The sequence below is a fragment of the Cryobacterium sp. TMT2-18-2 genome (assembly GCF_004402245.1).
GTDB lineage: Bacteria > Actinomycetota > Actinomycetes > Actinomycetales > Microbacteriaceae > Cryobacterium > Cryobacterium sandaracinum.
On sequence record NZ_SOFU01000029.1, the window covers coordinates 1 to 25,299 of the forward strand.

18 protein-coding genes are annotated in these 25,299 nt (G+C 62.2%); 10 read left to right on the forward strand and 8 right to left on the reverse strand.

Annotated features, from left to right (window positions below):
* The first annotated feature begins 550 nt into the window (after positions 1-550).
* The 7 genes from E3O22_RS09370 to E3O22_RS09400 all read left to right on the forward strand — a co-directional run bounded on the left by E3O22_RS09370 (position 551) and on the right by E3O22_RS09400 (position 8,728).
* Positions 551-2,347, forward strand: coding sequence for a cell wall-binding repeat-containing protein (locus E3O22_RS09370; protein WP_134397094.1), 1,797 nt, complete (start codon positions 551-553; stop codon positions 2,345-2,347).
* A 136-nt stretch (positions 2,348-2,483) separates the two neighbouring features.
* Positions 2,484-3,986, forward strand: coding sequence for an IS1182 family transposase (locus tag E3O22_RS09375; RefSeq protein WP_241976596.1), 1,503 nt, complete (start codon positions 2,484-2,486; stop codon positions 3,984-3,986).
* 218 nt (positions 3,987-4,204) lie between these two features.
* Positions 4,205-4,813, forward strand: a complete 609-nt coding sequence (locus E3O22_RS09380; protein ID WP_134394095.1) for a dTDP-4-dehydrorhamnose 3,5-epimerase family protein — start codon at positions 4,205-4,207, stop codon at positions 4,811-4,813.
* A gap of 3 nt (positions 4,814-4,816) precedes the next feature.
* Entirely contained in the window at positions 4,817-5,692 is an 876-nt protein-coding gene (rfbA, locus tag E3O22_RS09385; protein WP_134394094.1) for a glucose-1-phosphate thymidylyltransferase RfbA, read from the forward strand.
* Positions 5,693-5,724: 32 nt separating this feature from the next.
* Positions 5,725-7,104, forward strand: coding sequence for a polysaccharide biosynthesis protein (locus E3O22_RS09390; RefSeq protein WP_166784608.1), 1,380 nt, complete (start codon positions 5,725-5,727; stop codon positions 7,102-7,104).
* Positions 7,105-7,106: 2 nt separating this feature from the next.
* The gene (locus E3O22_RS09395) at positions 7,107-7,937 is read left to right on the forward strand and encodes an NAD(P)-dependent oxidoreductase (protein WP_255570049.1); all 831 of its coding nucleotides are present in this window, start codon (positions 7,107-7,109) and stop codon (positions 7,935-7,937) included.
* Between the two features lie 38 nt (positions 7,938-7,975).
* Positions 7,976-8,728 (forward strand): glycosyltransferase family 2 protein, encoded by a 753-nt coding sequence (locus tag E3O22_RS09400; protein ID WP_134394091.1) that lies wholly within the window; start codon positions 7,976-7,978, stop codon positions 8,726-8,728.
* Positions 8,729-8,740: 12 nt separating this feature from the next.
* Here E3O22_RS09400 and E3O22_RS09405 read toward each other — a convergent pair whose 3' ends face one another.
* The 7 genes from E3O22_RS09405 to E3O22_RS09435 form a co-directional block, all read right to left on the reverse strand.
* Positions 8,741-10,075, reverse strand: coding sequence for a glycosyltransferase family 4 protein (locus tag E3O22_RS09405; protein ID WP_134394090.1), 1,335 nt, complete (start codon positions 10,073-10,075; stop codon positions 8,741-8,743).
* 26 nt (positions 10,076-10,101) lie between these two features.
* On the reverse strand, positions 10,102-10,959 hold the full coding sequence (locus tag E3O22_RS09410) for a glycosyltransferase family 2 protein (RefSeq protein ID WP_134394089.1): 858 nt from the start codon (positions 10,957-10,959) through the stop codon (positions 10,102-10,104).
* Positions 10,960-10,995: 36 nt separating this feature from the next.
* A complete protein-coding gene (locus E3O22_RS09415) occupies positions 10,996-12,225 on the reverse strand; it encodes an ABC transporter ATP-binding protein (protein WP_134372249.1) in 1,230 nt (409 codons plus the stop codon).
* Between the two features lie 20 nt (positions 12,226-12,245).
* Positions 12,246-13,148: an ABC transporter permease gene (locus E3O22_RS09420; RefSeq protein WP_134372247.1), complete on the reverse strand. Its 903-nt coding sequence runs from the start codon at positions 13,146-13,148 to the stop codon at positions 12,246-12,248.
* A gap of 102 nt (positions 13,149-13,250) precedes the next feature.
* The gene (locus E3O22_RS09425; RefSeq protein WP_241976598.1) at positions 13,251-14,381 is read right to left on the reverse strand and encodes a glycosyltransferase family 2 protein; all 1,131 of its coding nucleotides are present in this window, start codon (positions 14,379-14,381) and stop codon (positions 13,251-13,253) included.
* A gap of 79 nt (positions 14,382-14,460) precedes the next feature.
* Positions 14,461-16,497 (reverse strand): glycoside hydrolase family 99-like domain-containing protein, encoded by a 2,037-nt coding sequence (locus E3O22_RS09430; protein ID WP_134394088.1) that lies wholly within the window; start codon positions 16,495-16,497, stop codon positions 14,461-14,463.
* A 24-nt stretch (positions 16,498-16,521) separates the two neighbouring features.
* Positions 16,522-17,199, reverse strand: a complete 678-nt coding sequence (locus E3O22_RS09435) for a rhamnan synthesis F family protein (RefSeq protein WP_166784610.1) — start codon at positions 17,197-17,199, stop codon at positions 16,522-16,524.
* A gap of 807 nt (positions 17,200-18,006) precedes the next feature.
* On the opposite strand from E3O22_RS09435, the gene E3O22_RS09445 reads away from it, so the two are divergent.
* The 3 genes from E3O22_RS09445 to E3O22_RS09455 are packed head-to-tail and all read left to right on the forward strand — an operon-like array spanning position 18,007 to position 23,747.
* Complete coding sequence (locus tag E3O22_RS09445) at positions 18,007-19,815, forward strand: hypothetical protein (protein WP_241976599.1); 1,809 nt, start codon at positions 18,007-18,009, stop codon at positions 19,813-19,815.
* A gap of 51 nt (positions 19,816-19,866) precedes the next feature.
* Complete coding sequence (locus tag E3O22_RS09450; RefSeq protein WP_134394084.1) at positions 19,867-22,350, forward strand: glycosyltransferase; 2,484 nt, start codon at positions 19,867-19,869, stop codon at positions 22,348-22,350.
* Positions 22,347-23,747 (forward strand): hypothetical protein, encoded by a 1,401-nt coding sequence (locus tag E3O22_RS09455; RefSeq protein ID WP_134394083.1) that lies wholly within the window; start codon positions 22,347-22,349, stop codon positions 23,745-23,747. Before E3O22_RS09450 ends, E3O22_RS09455 begins: the two co-directional genes overlap by 4 nt.
* On the opposite strand, the gene E3O22_RS09460 is transcribed toward E3O22_RS09455, so the two are convergent.
* Positions 23,667-25,259 carry a DUF2142 domain-containing protein gene (locus E3O22_RS09460; RefSeq protein WP_166784611.1) on the reverse strand — a complete coding sequence of 531 codons (1,593 nt, stop codon included), beginning with the start codon at positions 25,257-25,259 and terminating at the stop codon, positions 23,667-23,669. The genes E3O22_RS09455 and E3O22_RS09460 overlap by 81 nt on opposite strands.
* Positions 25,260-25,299: the final 40 nt, after the last annotated feature.

Here is a 25,299-nt window from a genome sequence, read left to right on the forward strand (position 1 = left end):
TTTGTGAGTTCTTTGATCGGTACTCACTGACCATCCCACGGTGGCTCTTCACGTTGACGAAGCAACACTCAAGAGCGGGAAACCACACCACTCACAGGGACGTAACCCGGCGCCCCGCCACCGGCGGCGCCCCGCCACCGGCGGCGCCCCGCCACCGGCGGCGCCCCGCCCCCTCGTCGTAGCGCGGGCAGCGCTTCTGGCAGCTCCCGCACCGGTTCCGCATCGATTTGGTCAGCCGCACCGACGCAACAAAAACGCCCGCTACGAGGTCGAGATCAACGTCCTCGACCACTGTCTTGTCGACACCGAGCAAAGTCCGCCATATTGTTAGAGACCGCACGCCGTTTTCCCGCCTATAAAGTTTCTTTCCTTTGACAGTCAGAAACCTAGACAGGAAGCGGCGTGCGGCCGTTAAGGCGCTCCGAAACACCCACGGATAGAGCAGGGGAGCTAAAATCTCCGTCGAATTCGTTCGACGCTAGACGGCCTCCCGGGGGTCGCAACGGGAGTAGGGTCAGGTGACATTGGTCGTCTAACCGGGGGAACATCCATGAGCTGTTGTGTGCGGAGGCGCCGGAGCGGCGCAGGCGGGCTCGGCGGACGCCTGGTCGGCATGGTGCTGGCAGTCGTGATCATTGCGTCCGGGCTCGCGTCACTCCAGCCGGCGGCCCCCGCGCAGGCTGCGCCGGATGCCGATCAGCCTTATATGAGCAACCTGCTGGCCGCCGAGACGCTCGCCATCTCCCGTGCCGATTTCAGGGCAGGCAATCTGATCAGCGACGGGAACTTTTACAACGGATCGGCGCTATCCGAGTCCGAGGTCCAGAAATTCCTGAGCACTCAGGTGCCCGCCTGCCGTGCCGGGTACACCTGCCTTAAATTGTTCCGGCAGACCACGTCGAACAAGGCTGCGGACGCCGTGTGCGGGGCATACGCGGGAGCCGACGGGGAGTCCGCGGCGCGCATCATCACCAAGGTCGGGCTCGCCTGCGGGATCAGCCAGCAGGTACTTCTCGTTTTACTGCAGAAGGAGCAGGGGCTCGTCACCGACACGTGGCCGCTGCAGAATCAGTACGACCGCGCGGTCGGCTACAACTGTCCCGGCACCACGTCGTGCGATCCGGAATACCTCGGCTTCTTCAAGCAGCTCTTCAGTGCAGCCCGTCAGTTCAAGTTCTACAGCAGTCCGGCCAACACCACCCTCACCTACTTCCCGGTCGGGGCAGCCAGCAAAATCAAGTACTCGTCCCACCCCGAGCGGGAGTGTGCCAGCCCGGCCGTGACGATCCAGAACAAGGCGACCGCCGCGCTGTACTACTACACGCCCTTTCAACCCAACGCCGCCGCCCTGACGAACTTCTTCGGGGACGGGGACGAGTGCTCGGAGTACGGCAACCGCAACTTCTGGGGCATCTACAACGGTTGGTTCGGATCCTCCATGATCGACCGCCGCTCCGGGCCCGACCGGTTCGACGCGTCGGCGGCCATCTCACGCGCCAGCTTCGGCCGGGATGTGGCCACGGTCTACGTGGCCAACGGGTTCAACTTCCCCGACGCCCTGTCGGGAGCACCGGTCGCGGCGAAGGACGGTTCCCCGATCCTGCTCGTGACGCCCGGCGGCATCCCAACGTCGATCGCGGCCGAGCTGGGCCGTCTGGATCCACAGCGGATCGTGGTTCTGGGAGGCCCGGCGTCGGTGAGTGCGGCCGTGGAGACGGCATTGCGCCCCTTCACCACCGGCACCGTGGAGCGGTGGGACGGAGCCGACCGCTTCGAGGCGTCGGCGGCGATCTCCCGGACGAGCTTCGGCCCGAACGTTCCGGTGGTCTACGTGGCCAACGGGTTTAACTTCCCCGATGCCCTGTCGGGAGCACCGGTCGCGGCGAAGGACGGTTCCCCGATCCTGCTCGTGACGCCCGGCGGCATCCCTACGTCGATCGCGGCCGAGCTGGGCCGTCTGCATCCACAGCGGATCGTGGTTCTGGGAGGCCCGGCGTCGGTGAGTGCGGCCGTGGAGACGGCATTGCGCCCCTTCACCACCGGCACCGTGGAGCGGTGGGACGGAGCCGACCGCTTCGAGGCGTCGGCGGCGATCTCCCGGACGAGCTTCGGCCCGAACGTTCCGGTAGTGTATCTCGCGAACGGACTGACGTTCCCGGACGCCCTGTCGGGTGCGCCCGTCGCCGGCAAGGACCGCAGCCCGGTGTTGCTGGTCACGGCTGACAGCATCCCCACGTCGATTGCCACCGAACTGAAGCGGCTGCAGCCGGCGAAGATCGTGGTCCTGGGCGGCACCTCGTCCGTGTCAGCCGAGCTGACCGGCAAACTGAACGCCTACCTTCGTTAGCCGCACGTGATTCGCCGGCCCCGGGCAGACCGGAGGCCACTGCGGAGGGGTTGCTAGGAGCGTGGGTCAGTAACGGCAAAGTTTAAAACGCCGCCGGATTTCCCGTCTTTGGCCGTGGGGTCTGGGAAAATTGCTTATGAGCGATTCTGATGGCCTGTTCCCCGCGACGGAACTTGAGCACGTTGACTTGGTCGTGGATGACGGGGTCGAAGCTGGCGCGGGCGTGAACAAGCGATTCCGGGCGTTCGAGCCGGCGGCGGTGATGTTGGTACCGCCGTCGTTGGATGAGTGGCTGCCGCAGAATCACCTCTCCCGTTTCATCGCGGACATCGTCGAAACCCAGCTGGATCTGAAGAAGTTCTACGCGTCCTACGCGAAGACGAAGGGCCAGCCGCCTTACGACCCTCGGCTGATGGTCCGTGTCCTGCTTTACGGGTACTGCGTGGGTGTTCGGTCGTCACGGGAGTTGGAACGTGTCTGCGTGGATGTGGTCGCGTTCCGCTGGCTGGCCGCGCAGCAGGCACCGGATTTTCGCTCCATCGCCCGGTTCCGCAAACGGCACCTTTCCAGCTTGGGGAACGTGTTCTTGCAGGCTTTGGAGCTCTGCCGCGCCGCCGGAATGGTGTCATTAGGGCAGGTCGTGTTGGACGGCACCAAAGTGCGCGCGAACGCGTCCCGGCGCAAGGCCATGAGTTACGCCCGCCTGACGGAGAAACAGAAGGTCCTCGCCGACGAGGTCTCCGCTCTGCTGGCTGACGCCGACGCGATTGATGACGCTGAGGATGCCCGTTTCGGGAAAGACAAACGCGGCGATGAGTTGCCGTCGGAGCTCGCGCGGCGGGAGTCACGCCTGGTGAAACTGGCTGAGGCGCGCGCCGCGTTGGAGGCAGACGCGGCCGCGCGGGCTCGAAAAGACGCGGAGAAGAAGGCCCGGGACAAGGGCGATGATGACGACGTGGTCTCGAAGAAGGGTGATGACGCGGCAAAGAACGCGGTCGTCGCTCCGAAGGCTCAGCGCAACTTCACCGACCCGGACGCTCGGATCATGAAGACCGCCGACGGGTCCTTCCACTACACCTACAACGCGCAGGCCATCGTTGATGCGGACCATCAAGTGATCGTCGCGACGACGCTGACGAATATTGCCGTGGACGTTGAACAGGTCGTGCCGATGATCGAGAAACTCCACGCCACGATGGGTACTCTCCCCGCCGAAGTGCTGGTGGATGCCGGGTATTGTTCAGCAGCAAACTTGGACTTCGCTAAGACCGTGGAAGCCGCGAGCGACGGGCGGAGTGAGTTCTTCATCGCGACCGGCCGGGTGAAGCACGGTGAACGTGTTCCGGATGTTCCTCGGGGCCGGATCCCCGCTGACGCGACGTTGCGCGAACGCATGGCACGGAAGCTGACGACGAAGAAGGGCCGCGCGGCCTATGCGCGGCGGAAGGCAATCGTGGAGCTCGTGTTCGGTCAGATCCACACCCGACAAGGAAAATTCGTTCTGCTACGCGGGTTGGAGCAAGCAGCCCACGAGTGGGACCTGATCGCTGCCTGCCACAACCTGATGAAGCTGCACACCGTGCACACCAAGGCTCTCCTCGCCACGCAAGCCGCACTGACAGCCCGCCCGGCAACCTAAGGACCAGGGCAGAACCGCCCTGCCGGGCGCCAGCGGCCTCGACCTACTGCCGCCAACGCGGCACTGGCCCTATTTTCAGTCGGCACGAGAACAAGGCAGACCCCGAAGTCCACGACGACCGCCACAGCAACGCCAAGCCCGCTGCGGCCAAATTGGCCCGAATCTCGTCGCATCAACTGCGAATAGGCGTTACTGACACACGCTCCTAGACTGCACATGTGCAAATTCGTGAGCTTTCGATCCCCGATTCCTATGAGATTACGCCGAAACAGCACGGTGATGATCGCGGTGTTTTCTTCGAGTGGTACCGTTTTGACCGGCTGGAGGAGACGATCGGCCATTCGCTGAACCTCCGCCAGGCCAACACTTCGGTGTCGAAGCGGGGCGTCGTGCGCGGTATCCACTTCGCTGACATTCCGCCGGGGCAGGCCAAATACGTCACGGCACCATCTGGTGCCGTTCTCGACTACGTCATCGACATCCGCGTCGGTTCGCCGACCTTCGGTCAGTGGGACTCCGTGCTGCTCGACGACGTCGACCGCAAGGCAATCTACCTCTCCGAGGGGCTCGGCCACTGCTTCGTGGCCCTAACTGAGAACGCCACCGTCAGCTACCTGGTGACGGATGTCTTCAACGCCTCCCGTGAACACGGAATCAATCCCCTCGACAGTGACGTCGGACTTGTCTTCCCTCCCGAAGCCGGTGAGCTTCTCCTCTCGCCGAAGGACACCGGGGCACCGGGCCTCGCCGAAGCGGCCGCGAGCGGACTGCTCCCGGCCTGGGCCGACATGCGTGCGTTCTACGCGTCTCTGAACGAGGGGAGATAACCGATGCGCGGCATCATCCTGGCCGGCGGCTCGGGTTCACGCCTCTGGCCGATCACCAGGGGCATCTCCAAGCAGCTCATGCCCATCTACGACAAGCCGATGATTTACTATCCCTTGTCGACCCTGTTGATGGCCGACATCAACGAGATTCTCATCATCACGACGCCGGAGTACAACGACCAGTTCCGGGCGCTACTCGGAGATGGCTCTGAGCTCGGCATCCGGATCGAATATGCGGTGCAGGAGTCGCCCGACGGTCTGGCGCAGGCGTTCATCATCGGCGAGGAGTTCATCGGCGACGAGAGCGTGGCTCTGGTGCTCGGCGACAACATCTTCCACGGTGCAGGCCTGGGCGCCTCGCTTCGCGGCAATGCCGATCTCGAGGGCGCACGCATCTTCGCTTACCACGTCAGCAACCCCACGGCGTACGGCGTCGTCGAATTCGACGACAGCATGACGGCGCTCTCGATCGAAGAGAAGCCCGCCAAGCCCAAGAGCAACTACGCCGTGCCCGGTCTCTACTTCTATGACAACTCCGTCGTCGCGATCGCGAAGACCATCGAGCCCAGTGCCCGTGGCGAACTCGAGATCAGCACGATCAACGAGCGCTACCTCGAGCAGGGCACCCTGCACGTGCAGGTACTGGACCGCGGCACAGCCTGGCTGGATACCGGCACTTTTGAGTCAATGATGCAGGCATCCGAATACGTGCGCGTGATCGAAGACCGCCAGGGCTTCAAAATCGGCTGCATCGAGGAAGTGGCTTGGCGTGCCGGCTGGATTTCTGACGAGCGGCTCGCAGCGATCGCGGCCCCCCTTGTCAAGAGTGGCTATGGTTTGTATCTCGAGAACCTCCTTCTCTCCGCTCGGGCTGAGTAGTTAGCACGCGTCGGGTCACCTGAGTGAATGCTGTGGAACGGATCGACAAGCCCATCCTCATCGTCGGGCATGGCACCGCGGGGAAGGCCTTGGCGCGAAACATCGCCAAACGCGGAGGCAGCGTTGCGGGGTACCTCGACGACGCTTCCAGCGCGCCCGAGGTGCTCGGGCGGCTGAGTGACATCAATTCCGTGATCGCCGAGCGGCAGATTGCGATCGTCTACTTCGCCATACCGTCGGTCGGTTCCAAGACCGTCCGAGACTTCGTCAACAGCATCGAGACCGACGACGTCGAGATCGCGATCGTCCCACGGACGTACAGCATCCTGACGCGAGAGACGGTCGACATCGAGGACCTCACCGACATCGACGTGCTCGACCTGGTGGGGCGCGAACCGGTGAAGCAGGACCTCGTATCGTCCGCCCGATTCCTGGAGGGCAAGCGCGTGCTCATCACGGGCGCGGCCGGGTCGATCGGATCGCAGCTGGTGCGGCAGATTGCAGGGATGAACTCCGAAGCGATCGCGTGTGTCGACTGGTGGGAAAACGGCATCTTCTTCCTGGGGCAGGGCCTGCAGGGAAACGAGAAGGTCAGCTACCACATCGCCGATATCAAGAATGAACGTCTTCTCGAGCGGATCATCCGGGAATTTCGACCCGACATCATCTTTCACGCGGCGGCGTATAAGCACGTTCCTCTTATGCAAGCGAACCCGCTCGAGGCTATCAACAACAACGTAGGGGGCACTCTCACCCTCATGCGTCTCGCCATCGAACACGCTGTGCCCAATTTCGTCTACGTGTCCACTGACAAGGCGGTCAACCCCGTCAACGTGATGGGGGCGACGAAACGGCTGGGCGAAATGATCATGGAGACCCTCGCCGGCGGATCACACTCGACCACCTTCAACGCCGTCCGCTTCGGAAATGTGATTCAGAGCAACGGCTCGGTGATGCAGACGTTCCGGAGCCAGATATCGAAGAAGGCTCCCCTGACGGTCACCCATCCCGATGTGACGCGGTTCTTCATGACCATCGACGAAGCCAGCCAGCTCATCATCCAGTCAGCGATGATCGGCAGGGACAGCGATATCTTCGTTCTCGACATGGGGGAGCCGGTCAAGATTCTTGATTTGGCACAGAGCCTGGTCAAGGCCGTCGATCCCACCCTCACCATTGAGATCACCGGGCTCCGTCCTGGCGAGAAGATGTTCGAGGAACTCAGTTACGAGCCGTCCAATGTCGGCACGACTCGGAACCCCAAGATCTTCGTCGTCCGGGACGCGCGGGACTTCGACGAATCCGCCTTCATGGAGTCCGTCGAGGCGCTCCTGGAGCAAACCAGCGCGTACTCGGTGACGCCACCGCAGGCTGTGGCCATGCTGAAACAGCTTGGATTCGCGCTCCAGTGAAAGTGCTCCTGTCAGGCGCGCAAGGTGTCATCGGGCGCAGGGTCGCCCAGTCGTTGCAAAACCGGTCTGACCTCGACCTGATCTCTCTGGTTTCGGTCCGCACCGAGCCGACCGGGGGAGGTCTGGCCGTGGATATCGGCGACAGTGAAGCCTTTCGGGCTTCCCTCGAAATGATCCGGCCGGATGTGGTTGTGCACCTGGCGGCGCTGACCGGTCAGGCGTGCGATCTGGATCGGCAGCGGACCCAGCACATCAATGTGGACTCCGTCGACGCCCTGACCTCTGTGGCACGCGAGCTCGGTATCAGCCGAATCGTGTTCGCGTCGACGTCAGCACTGTACGGGGATCAATACGACGAACCGGTCACGGAGTCGGCACCCATTGTGCTGGGGTCTCAGTACGCTCGCACCAAGTATGCCGCGGAGCGCATTCTCGGTGACGCAGATGGCATCGAAACCGTCAGCCTGCGCATTTTCAACGTGTTCGGCCCCGGAATGCTAAATTCGCTGGTCACCCAGCTCGCCGAGTCGGGCCCGGATCGGCCGGTGGGCCTCCGAGGCCTCGACACCTTCGTGAGGGACTACGTCCACGTCGACGACGTCTCGGATGCCATCGGCACGGGTCTGACCGCGCCGCTCCCACACCACCACGCCACCTTCAACATCGGGTCGGGCGTCCCGACGAGTAATCGCCGGCTGTTAGCGGATTTGGACATCGACCTGTCTCGGTACACCGTGTTCAGCGCACCGTCCAGCTACAGCTGTGCACAAATCGACTCCGCGCGACGCTGGTTGGACTTCCAGCCCTCTCGTGGGTTTGGAGACCTCGGATGATCTTCCTCAACAAGATCAAGTTGCGGGTGATGCCCCGCGTGAAGCGGGCCGTCAAACGCCGTCTCCTGGGCGGGAAGTTCCGCTCGAAGGCTTTCCGATTCGGCGTGGTGTCAGGCCGGGAGATTCCCGTGCTGATGTGCCTGTGGAACCGGCCGGAGCGGATCAACGATGTCCTGCGGCTGCTCGACGAACAGGATTTTGCGGACGGTATCGAACTGTTCCTGTGGAACAACAACCGCACTGACCACGCCACGTATCTCGAGGCCCTGGCGTCGTTCACGGCCACGCATTCGCTTAAACGGGTCACCATCGCCAAGACACCGTTCAACCTGGGATCGATCGGGCGTTTCTATTGGGCACGCAAGCTCGCCCTCGCCGGCCAGACCGGCCCGCTCGTGGTCATCGATGATGATGAGAACTTCACCGCCGACTTCATTTCAACCTGCGTGGCAAGCTACCATCCCCGGGTCGCCAGCGGTTGGTGGGCCTTCGCCGTCGGTGAGTCCTACTACGATCGAGCGCCATCAGAAATCGGCGGGCGAGTGGATCATGTTGGCCCAGGTGGAATGGTGTGCAACGCGGAATTCTTCCGTGACCCGAAATTCTTCACGACCCTGCCCGAGCAGTTCTGGATGCTGGACGACCTGTGGTTCAGCTATTTCGTGAAGCAGCGTGGATACAGTCTCGCCAAGCTGCCTGTGGAGATCGAATTCGTTCTTGCAGAGTCCAACCAGCACCACACTCAGGCTGACCTCAAACGCGAGTTCTTCGACTTCCTCTATCCGCGCTAGCTACCAGGCAGATCACTGCTTCGTGCGCCGGGCCGTGAGCCGTCTGAGAGGTGCGGTGATCCTCCAGGACGAACTGGCTTCGATGCCGCTGATGCGCTTCCGCAGGTCAGCCACGATTTGATTGCGCTGGGAGATAACGCCGCGCTCGCGGTCGGCCGCCTGGTAGGGATTCCGGCAGAACTCGATGAGTGGCTGCAGCATCAACGTCCAGGTCATGCTCACGGCGTGAGCTCTCACGTTCGCTTTCGTCGTGGCGAGGACGGCATCGTCGAAGAGCAGGGTCTCGATGGCCTCGACCAGCGCATCGACGTCCTCGGCAGGTACGACAGTGCCGAGCGCATTGCCGCGGATTATCGGGGCAAACGTGTCACCGTCGGTGGCAATAATCGGCAGGGACGCCCACAGGTAGTCCAGGATGCGGGTTCGGAAGCTGTAGGCGGTCTCCACATGATCCAGGTGGGTGCTGATACCGAGATCCGCGTCCAAAAGAAAATTGGCGCGCTCTCGGTAGGGCACCCAGGTTTCGTTGAAGAAGACGACTCGGTTGGTGAGCTGCAGGCTTTCGGCGAGTTCTCGCGCCCGGCGTTCCATCTCCATTTCCGGAACGTCCGGATTGGGATGTTTGACCCCCAGGAAAAAGAGCCGCACGTTCGGATGAGTCGTGGAGACTCGGGCGACAGCCTTGATGAGGGTAATGGGGTCAAACCAGTTGTAGATCCCACCGCCCCAGATAATGACCTTGTCGTCCGGGCCGATGCCCTCGACGATTCCACGGATGCCGTGAGCAGTCTGTACAGGGGGCAGATCCTCCACGCCGAAGGGAGCCACATCCAGCAGCGCGCGCAAGCTGGGATCCTGATCGTAGGTCGCCGGGTTGATTCGGGCGAGTCCGGCGAGTTGCCCGAGCCAGAAGTCTCGCTGTTTCTCGGACGCGCACAGCATGTAGTCGGCGCGTTCCATCTGGTCGTTCATGACTTCCACCGAATCGAGGGCAACCGCGTATCGGTCTGCCTCGCACAGGTCTTTGCCCTGCTCGAGCTGTTCGAGGTGAAGCGGGTCGTAGATATCGGCCACGATGATGGTCGGGAGGGACTTGAGCCATGGATGGCTGCGCAGAATATGACCCTGGATGATGATGATGTCTGCCCAGGCCGCGTGGGGCTTCAAATGATCCTGGGCGGCGAACGCGACCGTGAAGTCCGAGTGTGTCACGGTGGCGCCGATCGTGGAAACGAGGCGCACCTCGGCCAGAGACGACAGTGCCTTGGCGATTTCCCAGGCACGGATGGCCGGGCCAGCCATGCGTTCACCGACAGTGTCGGGGGTGATAATCAGGATCGACGGCATGCGTCCGTTACCGTTGGCGACAGATATCACCGGACCACCCACCACTGTCGTGCCGCTAGGGCGACTCTGAGGATGCCGCGCACGGGGAGGAGATACCAGGCCGAGTACTTGCGGGACAGGTACAGGTAAGCGCTGTCGTGGTGCACGCGTTCCATTCGGTGTGCGCTGCGCGAGGTTGAGTGGGCACCGGTATGCGTGACGACCGCGGCGGGAACATACACGTTCTCCCACCCGGCCTCGGACAATCGTGCGCCGAAGTCGACATCTTCGAAATACATAAAGTAGCTGGGGTCGAAGCCGCCAACCGCTTCATACGCGCTGCGTCGAACGAGCAGACAAGCGCCCGACAGCCAACCGGCCGCGCGGCGCTCGGGACCATAGCTCCGATCTGATCGGTAACTACGCGACCATGGATTGTTCGGCCAGGCCCTGCCGAGCACGGCATGACCGATGCCCGTGCGCAGTGAAGGCAGATCGCGTGCCGATGGATAGACGGCGCCGGTTGCGTCGAGGATGCGAGGACCAAGGGAGCCGGCGTTCGGCAGGTCCGACGCGGCGGCGACGAGGGCGTCCAAGGCACCTACGGTGAAGACAACATCGGGATTGGTGATCAGTAGATAGTCGTAGCCAGCTCCTGCTTGCTGCACGCCGGCGGCTATTCCCGCGCCGTAGCCCACATTGTCAGGCAGTTCGATCAGGCGGGCGCCGTGGGCGCGCACCGCTTCGCGCTCAACGGCGAGGTCCGTCGACGCATTGTCGACGACGATCACGTCGGGTGGCAAATCAGTGGAAGCCGCGAGGGAGTCCAGGAAAGAACCCAGTACGTCACCGGTGTTGTAGACCACGGTGATGACGAGTACGGACTGAGACATGATGCCTTTCACGGATCATTCGGCGAGAGCGCCAGACCGCGTTAAGATTTAGGAGTTGATGAGTGCGAAAGTAGGCTCCGCGTATGTCATCCCCACGGCCAGGGGGTTGTCCTTCACGTCGAAGGAACATGCCTGGGCGAGATCGGCGAAGTGTCGGCCAGCCGAGTCGATCAGGGAAATATTGATGAAGAATTTGCCGTTGCCGAAGCGTGTGTCGCGGAGAGTGAACGCGACGGTGTGCGTGCCTGAGAGCCGGTCGAGTTTGATGCCCATCCGTTTGGTGGTGGTTCCGTAAGCGACTTGGCCGAGTGTGTTGTCGATCTGGATGGCGCAGGACCAGTCCTCCGGCGCATCCAAAAACTCGAGATCCATGCTGATCACGAGGTCGTCCCCGAGTCGGATGGCCTCGCCGGCGGCACCATGCGCCGGCCCAGCTGTGGCGGAGACGATCTTCGCCTCCCGGGAGGGCGCGGGGTTGGTCGCGGTGGTGTCCTCGGCGATCCTGCGGTCTTCGAGGATATCGCGCATCTGAACGACGGCCTCTCGCGGGTCCCCGTCGAAGACGACTTCGCCCTTGTTGAGAAGGATGGCACGGTCGCACAACTCGGTGACCTGGCCGAGCGAGTGCGTGACGAGCACGATCGTGCGGCCTTCCTCCTGGAAGGAACGAATCTTATCGAGACACTTACGCTGGAACGCCTCGTCGCCGACGGCCAACACTTCGTCGACAAGGAGCAGATCGGGGTTGGTGTGAACGGCCACAGCGAATGCCAGCCGTACGTACATCCCGGAGGAGTAGAACTTCACCTGCGTGTCGATGAACTCTCCGATACCGGAAAACGCCAGGATGTCGTCAAACTGGGCTTCGGTTTCGGCCCGGCTGAGTCCCATGATGGAAGCGTTGAGGAACACGTTCTCGCGTCCGGTGAGGTCAGGGTGGAACCCTGCGCCCAACTCTAGGAGGGCCGCGATGCGGCCGCGCCGTGAGACCTGACCCGATGACGGATCAAGGATCCCGCCGATGACCTTCAGCAGGGTGCTCTTGCCAGAGCCGTTGTGCCCGATGAGAGCAACGGTGTGGCCGGCCTGGATAGTGGTACTCACGTCGCGCAGCGCCCAGAATTCTTCCCGGTGGCGGCGACCACGTCGACCGAAAGTGACCAGACGCTCCTTCAGCGAGTTGTCCTTGCGCAAGACGAACCGCTTGGAAACGTTCTCGATGACGACGATGTCAGGGGACGCGTCAAGGCTGGGTGCCCCGTCGACTGCAAACGTCATGATGTTCTCCGAATTGCTGGTCATAGTGCTTGGGCGAAGTTGCCTTGGAGTCTGGCGAACACTCGGTGGAAGATGCCGAGCAACACGACCCCGATCACGAACGCGACGCCCAACCGCATCATCAAGTCCGGCGGGTACTCTGCGACGCCCTGCCCGGCGAGCCACAGGGCACGCTGGAAGCCGAGAACGCCCAGCGTGATCGGGTTATTCGTGTAGATGTCCAAAGCGAGCCCCTCGCCCAGAATGTTCTTGACCATCGACCAGGAGTAGACGACGGGCGAGGCCCAGAGTGCGAGCATCAGAAGCACTTCCACCAGGTACTGCACGTCGCGCAGGTACACGTTGACTGCAGCGAGCAGGAGGCCGAAGGCGGTCGCGTACACGGCCAGAACCATGAACGCGGGAAACAGGTACACGATGTCGGTGGTGGCGGGGAATGCGCCGAGCGCGAGCGTCGCCAGAACGATGATTGCCATCTGGATGGCGAAGTTGAACAGTGCAGAACCGACGCTGGCGAGCGGGAAGACCTCGCGCGGGAGGTAGATCTTCTTGATCAGGCCGCTATTGCCAACGATGGAGGCCGTGCCACCGCCGATGATTTCGCTCAGTAGTCCATAGGCGGTGAGACCCGTGAAGACATAGATCGCGAAGTCGGGGATACCCCGCTCTGCGGCCAAGAACTTGCCGATGACGATGTAGTAGATGAAGAGTTGCGTGAGAGGTCGAACGAGCGTCCAGACGAATCCCAGCGTGCTGTCCTTGTACCGGGATTTCAGGTCGCGGCGGATCAGGAGTGCCAGCATCTCGCGTTGCGTGAAGATCTCGCGCACGGAGTCCCAGGTTCCGAGCCCCTTCCGTGAACCTGATCCGACAATCACCAGCTTTTGCTGGGCGAGTGCGGTGAATCGCTCTTGAGCAGACATAGATTTCACTTCATTTCGAGGAGAGGACTGGCCAAGTATACGCGCTGACTTCTTCGTCCAGCCTGCTGGCAGTCTCAGGGAGAGACCGCGCGGTGAGGGTAGTCAGCGATGGCGCAAACTATGAACGGCGTGCACGATTCGATCGGCGGCCCGCACGACGCGCCGATTGAGCATGGTCTCAAGGGTCGTTTGCGCACGAATTCGAGCCACCTTTTCCTCACCCAGCCGCTCTTCGAGTTCGTGGATACCGACGGCCAGTTCGGCGTTGCGGTCACCCGCCGCGGCGACTTCAGTTTCGAGCGTTCGCACGCGGTACTCCAGACCACCGATGACCTTGCCGAACGCCCATTCTCTCGCGCTTTTCTCCTGGTCGACCGGGACGTCGGGAGCAGGAGACGTCGTCGTGTCGGCGATCCGCCGCTCTTCTACGTAGGAACCGGAGGCGATGCCCTCGGCGAGGTCCTCCGACGTCGGGTGTCGGAACAGGTAGGACGCGAACAGTGTCCCGTCCTGAAGACGATGGAAATCGCGCATGCCGTGATGGTTCGGGCTGGGAGTCAGTCCGCTGGCATTGAGGTACGCGCGCCCAGAGTTGTCGACCTTGCGGCTGAACTGCGCCCATGACCGCCAAGGGAAGTGGAGCACTTCGATGGCGAGTTCCGGCGGTGGCGTGCCGAGGCTCGCGAGGCTCACCAGATGATTCCCCTGCACGACAGTGACGCTGGGATCACCGACGTGGACGGCATTAGGAGTCGAATGAGAGTGAAGGCCGACCGCGTTCAACTCCTTGGTGCTGCGAAGGTCCCGGTAGAGGAGGCGCTGCAGACCGGTTCCGGCCAGCGCGGGTGGTCCGGTCATATCTACGACTTCAACTAGGAATGACTGGATGCCCTTATTTAGATTGACGAACACATCGCGCAGTGTAAGGGCTGGGTCCTTCGGCATCCAGAACTCATCAGCATCCGCATTCAAGACCCAGTCTGCGCCGTAAATGGACGCTGCGTCCCGCGCCATCTGCGTTACGACAACACCTTGCTGCTTGCGGTGAACCGGATCGTGGCGCAGAACAACGTGCCCTCTGGCGGCGTATATTTCGAGGATCTCGGTCGTCCCATCCACCGATCCGTTGTCGGTGGCAATGATGACGTCCACGCCCTGGCGAAGATGGTGTTCGATCATGGGAGCGATGATGTCAACTTCGTCACGAACCATCATGGTCATCGCGATCTTCATAAACAACTTTCATTTGGTGCCGCGGGCGACAGACGTCACCCGTCGTAATTGTGTCAGAAACCCCTCGAAGGGGAGGTCCCTAGCGGAACAGAACGTCTCGGACGGCGAGCAGGTAGGTGCGCCCAAAACGCTGGGAAGGCTCCAGCACGGTGCCTTCAGCCCACTCGTTCCAGGCGTTGATGAACACGAGTCGATGATCACGATCGCGATCCGCGATGGCAGAGACCGCAGAATTCAGCCAACGTCGGAACGTGAAGGGATTGGAGCCGTACCACAGGTCGGGCTGCCATTGGCGCCGGGCGGTGTTGTCAAAGTTGACCATAACTCCTGGGAACCGTTGGTCGCTTACGGGGCCCCGTAGCTGCAATTCGGAGTCGCTGGCCATTGCGGCGTAGCTCAGGATATTTCCCCCGAATCGGGGGTCCACTGTCAGGTGCTCGCGGGATTGTGGTGTCCAACGTCGGTTGTGCGGTGCGAATTCAAGGAAGGCATCGAGACCATGCGCATCCAGGTCGCCTTCGATTCCGTCCATGCTATGTCCGACGTCCACTGTGATGATCGTAAGCCCGTCGAGTCCGGCCCCCATTGCGACGGTCCGCCAGTAGTCGAGCACGTTCGCGTAGTCGGGAATCTGCGTGATTCGATAAACCGAGATGAGGGGCTTGTTGTCGACGCGGATGTAGCGGGGGTCCGTGATCAAGTGCAGCACGTCGTGAATGAACTGGGTCGCCGGGACCTCGGCGTAGTCTTGGGCGATCAGCACGTTCTGAGCGCTGCCGTCCCAGCGCCGGGTCCAGTTCTCGTTGGCCCACATGAGACAAAACGGCGCATCATCGTCGGTAGCCAAAAGGTTCTCGATGGGCATGTCCATGAGTTTTTTTCCGGCGAACCAGTAGTAGTAATACATGAAGCCCTCGATCCCTGCCATCTGGGCGAGGGCGTACTGCCGGGATCGAACGGTGTCGGACGAGAGGTCGTAGAAGCCCAGGTCCGCGGGGAGGAACGGCTGGTTGTGGCCGCGGAAGACGGGAGTGGCAGCGGCAACGTTTGACCACTCCGTGAAGCCCGCTCCCCACCACGACTCGTTCTCGGGGAAAGCATGGAACTGAGGCAAATAGAAGGGAATGACGCGGGCACGCGGAAGTCGCTCCTGCGACTCCTCGAAGTGGCACCATCCCTCGGAAGCGCCGGCGAGCAGTTCACCCGTTTCACGCAATTCATAGCCGGCCTCGAGGGCGAGGACGCCGATCAGGCGTTCCACCGCGTGTGCGGTCGTTCCATCTACTTGAGCGGTTTCTTTGTCGAAATCGTCAGCTTCGAGGCTGAGGGACCGCAGCCCCTGAAGAATAAAGCCGCGTACCCAATAAATGGAACCGGCCGCGAAGCGGAGGCTCTCTTCATCCAGCTCGAGCTGGAGCCGGAGTAGCAACTCGCGGGCGAGACGTCGATCGCCTCCCCAGAAGGCCGGCCCGAGCACGTTGCCATCGGTGGTGAGAAGGCCCAGACGCGGGTCCTCGGCGAACTCGGACAGGATCCTCTCCACGTTGGGTCGAGAGCCGAGCAAGCCAGTGATGAAGCCATCACGCCAGGCATCGCCGTCGCCGCCGAGCTCGGCGTGATCCCGCCGCCATTCGCTCTTCTTGGTGTGGATTTTCAGAACGAGCTCGTAGGGCTCGAGTAGGTCGGCGTTGATGACGGAGACCATGGGCAGGATGTCCCGGCCCCGGTTCTCGACGTCCAGCATCGTCAGGTGGGAGAGGTTGTCCAGCTCAGTTGTCTGGAGGCTGAGCGGCTTGCCGGTCGCGTTCGTCACGATCAGATCGAAGGCGACGGGGATGTGTTGCAGTTCTGCAAGGACCTGGTCGATGAGGTCCGTGTAATACACGTGGAGCAGAACTGCGATCCGCGCCGGAGACTCCGGCGAGTGGGGCATGCCGACCCACGGCTGGGGGATGCTCGGGCGAAGTCGGCCCGAACGCCGTTCGACCCACCGGGCGAAGTCCGCCTGATGGGATGGAATGGATACGTGTGCCGTCGGCACAGCCAGAGTGCGGGCCAGGAACCCGAAGCTTCGGCTCAGCTCGCGGCGGACGCGCGGAAGTTTGCGTGATTTCATATGTCAGTCCTCAGGCGCCTCGGCCTACAGCCAATCTCGGGGGTCGGTTCCGTAGCGTGATTCGACTTCGGAGGGAACGTCTCCGCCATCGGCGACAACGGCCGGGTTGGTCAGGAGTTCTCGCTTGATGAAGGGGAAGCCCAGCTGGAGCAGGTCTCGCCACCCCTGCATGGTCGGATTCTCAGTGGGGAAGACCAGCCGTTCCGACTCGAAACAGACGGAAGTGGTGAGCCCCTCTGCGAAGAGCATTCGGCTCAATCCGAGTTCATACCGGTCGATGATGAGGCTCTTGTCTGTCTCCACGGTCAAGGACGACCAGAACTGCCTCAGCGCAGGGTTGTTGAGGATGCCCGCGCGATATCCGACGAAGAAGCTCTGAACGTGGTCGAACAGTTGGGACGTGTTCGTGGCGGCCCACACATCAGTGGAGCTGGTTTCGAAATCGTGGATCACAGGATCCAGGCTGGCGAACGGGCCGACGAGGCTGTCGTTTGCAAGAATGACGAAGGGTTTCTTGCGTACGGTCGGGAAGAGATCAAGTCCCACTGACCAGGAGCCGAAGTCGTATCCGACATTCGACCGGCGCACGATGATGGGATTCGATGCTGCGTCGGCGGGCCAGGCGAGCGGCGTGTCATCAGCCGATGCCCGCACGATGATGACCGTGTAACCGTTTCGCTCGAGTTCTGCGGTCAGAGTCACCACTGACAGCGATACGGATGCGGTTGGGCCGTAGCTCGCCACTATGGCCACGCGATCCGTGACCGGGAGCCGAGGGCTGCCGCGATCAAACCGAATGGAGGATTTGGTGGCCTCGAGGACCCGTTGCGCGGACATCCGCGCTGGCTTAGCGGTTGGCATTCGCTCCTCGCCGCCGAAGCACGCGCAGGGGCTGGGTGACCCGCCAGGACAGCGAGAGTCGCAGAATCTCGACCTGGCGTCGGTACCGTTCGCCCTGCGCCTTAGCGGCGACAACCTGCCGCTTCAGGTCTGCAATGACTGGTGCAACCTGTGCCAGTTCAGACCGAAGGGCACGGATTTCCAGTCGGGCTTCATGCAATTCAGCGGAAAGTGAGGCATCACTTTCGCGCTCAGGCCGTGAACTTGAATCTTTTGACATTGGAACCGATCTGTCGCGTCAGTTTCGATAGGCATACACGACTAAGAATACTATCGCTGCCGATCGGCTGGTCTTCGGGCCCTTGACAAGCGCCCAGAACGGGGGGTCGGAGGCGTGCCGGATGCTGACGTAGGGTCAAGTGGGATCTTTTTCAGGGTCGAACTCCGACGCACCCGGTAAATGCACACCGATTAGATGAGTATTCACACGAGCGAGACGAGTTGTGCATGAAAAGGATTTTTGGGCTGTCAGTGGCGTTGGTATTTCTCGTCGCACTGTTTGTTCCTCTTTCACTCAGTACTGGATCCGAGCCCGCGACCGCAGCGAACGGAAGTGATTTCGACCCGGGTTACATCATCAGCGATGAGAATTTCTATGCGGGTTCTTCAATGTCGCAGTCCGAGATCCAGAGTTTCCTGAACAACAAGAGCTCGGTTTGTGCCGCCGGCTATACCTGCATCAAGGATTATCGTCAGTCCACCTGGTCTCGACCCGCTGACGCCATGTGTGCCTCATACCAGGGCGGCAGCAATGAGACTTCGGCGGCGATCATCGCCAAAGTCGCCCAGGCCTGCAAAATCAGCCCGAAGGTGCTTCTGGTAACCCTGCAGAAGGAACAGTCGTTGATCTCGGCGAGTGCGCCGTCGGCGGCCCGGTACGACCGGGCCATGGGTTACGCCTGCCCGGACACGGCCCCCTGTGATGCTCAGTATTTTGGCTTCTACAACCAGGTCTATAACTCGGCCTGGCAATTCAAGCGCTACGCGAACCCGCCTGGAACGACTCAGCGCTTCACGTGGTTCCCGGTCGGGGCTGCCTCGAACGTGCTCTTCCACCCCAACAGCGCCTGTGGGTCGACGCCCGTTCGGATTCGAAATGCCGCCACCGCCGCGCTGTATTACTACACGCCCTACCAGCCGAACGGCGCGGCCATGGGGAATCTCTACGGCTCCGGCGATGCGTGCTCAGCTTACGGAAACCGCAACTTCTGGCGGATGTACACGGACTGGTTCGGGTCCACGTCCGCGAACGGCTACGGGAGTTTCGATAGTGCGATCGGTGTCTACAAAGGCATCGCCATCTCGGGCTGGTCCATCGACCCGAACAACGCCGCCTCGGCATATGCCTGGGTCAACGTCGACGGGCAGGGTGGCCCCGTGAAGGCCGACAAGTCGCTGTCTTGGTTCGACAGCGTTTTTCCCGGCTTCGGCCCGAACCACGGATTCGCGGAGACGATAGCTGCCACAGCTGGTGACCATGAGGTGTGTGTCTACGGAACATACAGTCTGATCTCCTGCAAGTGGGTCACTGTCCCTGCTGGCCAGGGCTCGTTGGACACCGTTGTCGGCACCTGGGGCGGGGCCGATATATCCGGGTGGGCCGTGGACTTCGGCACCGTACAGCCGTCATATATTTGGGTCAATGTCGACGGGGTGGGCAGTGCCTACAAGGCGGATGTCAACCTGCCGTGGATCAACTCCCTCTTTGCGGGCGCCGGGGCCGATCACGGTTTCAAGGTGAAGGTTCCCGCCGCCCCGGGAGCCAGAAAAATCTGTGCGTACGGCATCTACGGCGGGGTGAGCGAACTCATCTCATGCCGGACGGTCACCGTCCCGCGGGGAACCGGGGCGCTTGACTCCGCGACGAGTGTGCCCGGTGGTCTCGTCGTGTCCGGTTGGTCGGCGGACTACACCCGGCCGGATTCCTCGTTTGTCTGGGTCGATGTAGACGGCAACGGGTCGGCCTATCGCACCAACAAGGCCCTGTCCTGGTTGCCCGGTTACCTGCCCGGGATCGGCCAGAACAACGGCTTTGAAATTCGGGTTCCTGCCCGTAAGGGAAGCCACCGAGTCTGTGTCAGTGGAGCTGTCGCGCAGCTAGGCTGTCGCACCGTGACCGTGGAGAAATCGGCGGATGGACACCTGGATTCCGTGGAAGCCGTTGCCGGCGGGGTGCGCATCCGTGGCTGGTCGGTGGACCTGACCACTTCCCAGACCTCGTATATCTGGGTGAACGTGAACGGCGAAGGCGGCCCGTTTAAGGCAGACGCCCCCCTGAGCTGGTTCGAGTCGTACTATCCCGGAAGCGGACCGAATCACGGGTTCGACGTCACGGTCCCGAAGCCTGCCGGCACCCACACCGTGTGTGTGAACGGCACCGAGGAACTGCTCGGCTGCCAGACCGTGACGGTCCCGTGATCGGCACGGATTGGTAGAGTCGCTCCTGCCGCACTCAACAGGAAGGCTTGCATGTCAAACCCGCAACAGGGAGTTGTCTCCGTCGTTCTAGTCAATTTTCGGGGTACAGACGACACGATCGAGGCGATCCGCCAACTGGGCGGTCTGGACTGGCCGTCAGAGCGGCTCGAGATCATCGTTGTCGAGAACGCATCCGGGGACGACAGCGTGACGCGCCTGCGCGCTGCTGTTCCCCAGGTGAAATTGATTGAGTCGAAGAAGAACCTCGGGTTCGCGGGCGGATGCAATTTGGGGGTGAAAGCCTCCTCAGGAGAGTTCCTCGCCTTCCTCAACAACGATGCGAAGCCGGATGCGGGATGGATCCGTTCGGCCGTCGCGCGTTTCGAGGAGAGCCCGGCAATCGGTGCCGTGGCTAGCCGGGTGCTCGACTGGGACGGCAAGCTCGTCGACTACATCGGCTCCGCGATGACGTGGTTCGGCCAGGGCTATAAGCCGCTCACCGCTCAGGAAGTGCCGTCCCAGCCCGACCAGGTGCACGACGTGCTCTTCGGGACGGGCTCCGCGATGTTTGTCCGGAGAAGCGTGTACGACGCGCTCGGGGGATTCGACGAGCGCTTCTTCATGTTCTTCGAGGATGTCGACCTAGGTTGGCGACTCAACTTGCGAGGGTGGCGGTTCGTGTATGAACCTGCCTCCCTGGCATTCCACAAACACCACGCATCGATGTCTTCCTTCGGCTCTTTCAAGGAGACCTACCTGCTCGAGCGCAATGCACTCTTCGCGCAATACAAGAATCTGGGGGACGAAGCCCTGGCCCGGCTCCTGCCCGCCACCCTGGCATTGGCAGTACGGCGGGCTGTGTCGCGCGGCGACCTCGACTCGACCTCATTCGATTTGCGGAAGGGGGGTGACAACGAGCCGGACATGCAGATTTCCCGCGAGACCGTGGCGGGCGTCTACGCCATCGACCAGTTCGTCGAGAACCTTCCGTCCCTCAAGCAGGCCCGAGACAAGGTCCAGTCCTCGCGGGTCGTCGCCGATAACCGGATCTGGGAGTTGTTCGGCGAGGTTGACGCTCCGTCATACCAATCCGAGCACTACCTCGAGGGCTACGACAAGATCGTCACGACGTTCGGTGTCACCGCCTCTCCGGTGGTCACCCGCGTGCTCATCATCACGGGTGACCCCATTGGCGCAAAGATGGCCGGTCCGGCCATCCGTGCCTGGAACATGGCCGAGGCGCTGTCACGCAACAACGTCGTCACCCTCGTCACCCTCGCCGGTGCCGAACCGGTGTCCGCGCCCTTCGACATCGTTCATGTGCGCCCCGGGGACGATCGAGCCATGCGCCGCCTGGAACAGTCGGCCGACGTGATCGTTTTCCAGGGGCTTGCGATGGCCCTCTTCGATTCGCTTCGAAACTCGACCAAGATCATCGTCGCCGACATCTACGATCCCATGCACCTCGAGCAGCTTGAGCAGGGCAGAGAGCAGGGAACAGTTCAGTGGAACAAGCAGGTGGTCGATGCGACGGACGTGCTCAATGAGCAGCTCAGCCGCGGCGATTTCTTCCTGTGTGCGTCGGAGCGTCAGCGGCACTTCTACCTGGGTCAGCTTGCGGCACTCGGCCGTGTCAATCCCGCCAACTACGCCAACGATCCTGATCTGACCGGCTTGATCAGCGTGGTTCCCTTCGGCCTCAATGAGATTTTCCCTCCAGCGACCAAGCCCGTACTCAAGGGCGTTCTCCCCGGTATTGGAGCCAAGGACAAGGTATTGCTGTGGAGCGGGGGCCTCTACAACTGGTTTGATCCCAAGACGCTCATTCGTGCGGTTGCTGACGTGGCGGAGCGGCACGACAACGTCCGTCTGTTCTTCCAAGGCACCAAGCACCCGCACCCTGGGGTACCCGAGATGGGGATCGTTGCGGAGTCCCGCGCGCTTGCGAGCGAGCTGGGCTCGCTGGACCGATTCGTCTTCTTCAACCCCTCCTGGGTTGACTATGCTGACCGGCACAACTTCCTCGGTGAGGCTGATGCGGGTGTCAGCACGCATTTCGCCCATGTGGAGACTACCTTCTCATTCCGCACCAGGATCCTCGACTATCTGTGGGCCGGCCTGCCCATGGTTGTCACCGAGGGCGACCACTTCGCGGAACTCGTCGCAAGGGAGCAACTGGGAATCGTCGTGCCGCCGGCCGACGTTGCCGCGCTTGTCTCGGCACTTGAGACGGTCCTCTTCGACGAGGCCTTCATTGAGGCAGCCCGGAAGAACATCGCCCGTGTGCGAGCTGACTATGAATGGGACACGGTGCTCGCTCCCCTCGTCGATTTCGTGGGGAAGCCAGCTCATGCGGCGGATCTTGTGGCCAGCGGCGTGGTCGGTGCGGGGGATCTTTCCTCGCGTCGCCCCGCCGTGCGGCGGAAGAAGCACGGACTTCGCCATGACGCAGGCCTGTTCGTTCACTACCTCCGCAACGGGGGGCTAGGCGTCGTGCTCAAGAAGGTCAAGAGCCGCATCCGCCCCACGCGGTGAGCCCGCTCGCGCGCCAGCGAACCAGGTACAGAGAATCCGGCACGTCGGCTACGGTAGGACCAGTGAGAGCCACGCTAATGAAGATCGTACGTTCCGCCGTTTTCCCGATCATTGTTCTGATCCTCGCCAGCGTCGGATTCGTCTCGTCACATGTGGCCGAACAGACTGCCTTTTCTCCCTTCGATGAGTTCGTTTATCTGGACTATCTGGCCAAGGTACCCACTCAGGGAATCGTCTACACCGGTGATGAGACCGGCGCGGAAGCACGAAACGCCATCAGTTGCCGCGGTGTTCAGTATTACGGGGCATACGGCGAAGGCTGTGACACCGGTTTTCACAACAACGACGGCAAGTATCCTTACGACGGTGGAACAGGCGCCAGCATCTACGCGCCATTGTATTTTGCGATTACCTGGGCCGCAGCCCAGCCGCTGACGCTCCTGGGCGTCGGGTTATTGGATGCGGGTCGGTTCATCGGAGGCCTCTGGCTGTCGTTGGGAACCGTCGGCGTGTACGTTCTTCTCCGGCTTCTGCGCATCCACCGTCTGAGTGCTCTCGGTCTGTCGCTGGTCGTCTTGTCGACCCCGGCGGTCCTCTGGGCGAGCGTGTACATCAGCACGGACGCTCCTACCCTCGGAATCGCTGCGGCGGTGGGGTGCGTTGCAGTGCTCGTTGCCAAGCGGCGAATCAATCTGTTCTGGCTTCCCGCCATAAGTATTGTCGCCGTGCTATTCAAAGTGCAGAATCTGGCCGCAGTGATCGTCGCGGGGATAGCCCTGCTCGTGCTCGGACTCCTTGAGGCTCTTGGGCCTCAGAGCCGCGCCTCCGGGCGCGGGTTTCTGACCCGACTGGTCACGGACAAGCGCGTCCTGGGTGCCATCCTGGCCGTTGTGTCCGGAGCCGCGGCGCAAGTCGGCTGGCTCCTGGTTCGATCAGCAAACGCCGTTCCGGGGGTACCGGCCGCAGTCGTTGACTCGGTTCGGTTGCCGCTGTCGCTGCAGGGACTTCTGGACGAGGTCTTCAGGTTCCTGCGCACGGTCGGGCAGACAGACGCCGTGCCGACCACTTTCGGGATCGTACTCACGAACACCTTGACGCTCGTGGTGATCGCCTCGGTCATCGGGCTGATCGTCGAGTGGCAGTCTCGGCCCGCGACGACGACCAGCCTCGCTGTGGCCACGCTGGTTGCTGCGCTTCTGTTGGGGCCAGCGCTGGCCATGGCCGTCTATCTGAGCGCCGGGTTCTATTTCCCTTTGCCGGCCAGATACGGGATGGCGCTCCTGCCTGCTTTTATGGCGTGCATCGCCCTGTACTTTTCACGCTTTTCCAGGACCGGACCCTGGGTCACTCTCGCGATCGGCGGCACTGTCTTCGCCGGCGCGGTCCTCTTCGCCTAGTTGGGCTGATGAGGCTACAGCCGCGATCAGCAGGAACGTACCGGCAGTGATCAGAGCGGAATAGGCCACTCCGAGGGGTATCCAACCACCGGGGGGCAGCCACGTCGGGTTGGTCAGCATATCGATCCAGGTAAGGTCCCAGGACAAGCTGACCACGTAGCGCTTGAGCGCCCAGACGAACGCTGCAATGTGACCGAGTCCGAGTGCGACCGCACCGGCAACGATCAGTCGACAAGTGGGTGATCCGGCAGTCGGAAAGACCACGGAGTCGCCCAAACCGATTCCAGCCGCAACGAGGGCCACCATGAACAACGCGATGGTGTAGCGGCCCTGCCAGACGTAGCCGACGTCCTGAACGAGAGCGGCCTGAAGCAAAGCCGGCAGCAGAATCATCACCAGGGCGATGAGAATCAGACCCGTGCGTACGCGCCATGAGCCGAGGACCAGCCCAGCCAGAATGATCATTCCGGCGGTCAGGGTCCAGATGAGGAGCGTGAACATGGGAGCCGGTGTGTCCAGCCAGCCGAAATGGCCGATCCAGCCAAGGCCGTATTCGAAGGTGCGGTCGAGGGTGGTGAAGAATCCCGACTCCCAGCTGCCTCCGGCGCCAATGGGACTGTACGTCAGAGTGAGATCCTGGGGACGGAGATAGAACCGGAGCGCCCAGACGGCCGTCGCCCCGATGAGTGCGGAACCCAGCCAGGTCGCGGGGGCCCGGAGCACGCTGCGGAGGACATCCGGCTTGGCCAGTAGCAGCGAGACCACGGCGATGATCAACAACCAGACGAGGGAGAGGCTGCGGGTATTGATCAGGAGGATCGAGCTCATCGTGATCAGAGCAACGCGCTGAATCAAGATCCATCCGGTCGATTCGGTGCGCAGTGTGGTCGTGAGAAGGGCGAAAGCCGCCACCGCCGCGCATGCTTCCATCCCGTTCGGATTGACTGTGCCAGATAGGAAGAGGACCATCGGTGTCGTTGCCACGGCCATGGCCAGGACGGACCAGCTGGAGCGACGCAGGGCTGTGAAAGCGACGGCGAGCAGAGCCGCGCAGACCAGCGCGCTCAGTGCCCTCATCGCGTACAGGGCCTTCGCGCCGTCCAGGAACGTAGCGGGCCACCCGACGGTGACGTAGAACAGGGGAGGGTTGAGAGCCGCCGCAGTCGTGTGGCCGATGACGAGTGCCGTCGGGTCACCGACGGGTGTTACGCAGGAGGGAGTGACGAGGATCTGGCGTCGGTAGCAGTTGAGGTGTTCCTCTGCCTCGGCGAAGTAGCGTGGCACCGTGACGTCTGCCGATCCCGGAACCGTCGTCGAGGGTGTGCCTTCGAGCTGTCCGAGCGCGGCGGCCGCGGCACGCATTGCGTGCGCGGGTTCGTCGGGACTCGCCATGGGCGGTGTCGCCACGGCCCAGATGAGCGTCAGCGCGAAGATCATGGCGAAGCTGAGCAGAAACGTCAGAAGGCGCGAGCGGCGAATGTGCGATGCACGGGTCGAATAGGTTCTAGGCATGGCTCCGGGGCGTGCGATCCAGGGCTCTCCGAACGGAAGC

Bases quoted from the DNA above. Each gene is read 5' to 3' on its own strand.
- E3O22_RS09445 (WP_241976599.1), top strand. From the start codon at position 18,007: ATGTCGCAGTCCGAGATCCAGAGTTTCCTGAACAACAAGAGCTCGGTT.
- E3O22_RS09450 (WP_134394084.1), top strand. From the start codon at position 19,867: ATGTCAAACCCGCAACAGGGAGTTGTCTCCGTCGTTCTAGTCAATTTT.
- E3O22_RS09425 (WP_241976598.1), bottom strand. From the start codon at position 14,381: ATGAAGATCGCGATGACCATGATGGTTCGTGACGAAGTTGACATCATC.
- E3O22_RS09370 (WP_134397094.1), top strand. From the start codon at position 551: ATGAGCTGTTGTGTGCGGAGGCGCCGGAGCGGCGCAGGCGGGCTCGGC.
- E3O22_RS09405 (WP_134394090.1), bottom strand. From the start codon at position 10,075: ATGCCGTCGATCCTGATTATCACCCCCGACACTGTCGGTGAACGCATG.
- E3O22_RS09415 (WP_134372249.1), bottom strand. From the start codon at position 12,225: ATGACGTTTGCAGTCGACGGGGCACCCAGCCTTGACGCGTCCCCTGAC.
- E3O22_RS09430 (WP_134394088.1), bottom strand. From the start codon at position 16,497: ATGAAATCACGCAAACTTCCGCGCGTCCGCCGCGAGCTGAGCCGAAGC.
- E3O22_RS09460 (WP_166784611.1), bottom strand. From the start codon at position 25,259: ATGCCTAGAACCTATTCGACCCGTGCATCGCACATTCGCCGCTCGCGC.
- E3O22_RS09375 (WP_241976596.1), top strand. From the start codon at position 2,484: ATGAGCGATTCTGATGGCCTGTTCCCCGCGACGGAACTTGAGCACGTT.
- rfbA (WP_134394094.1), top strand. From the start codon at position 4,817: ATGCGCGGCATCATCCTGGCCGGCGGCTCGGGTTCACGCCTCTGGCCG.
- E3O22_RS09420 (WP_134372247.1), bottom strand. From the start codon at position 13,148: ATGTCTGCTCAAGAGCGATTCACCGCACTCGCCCAGCAAAAGCTGGTG.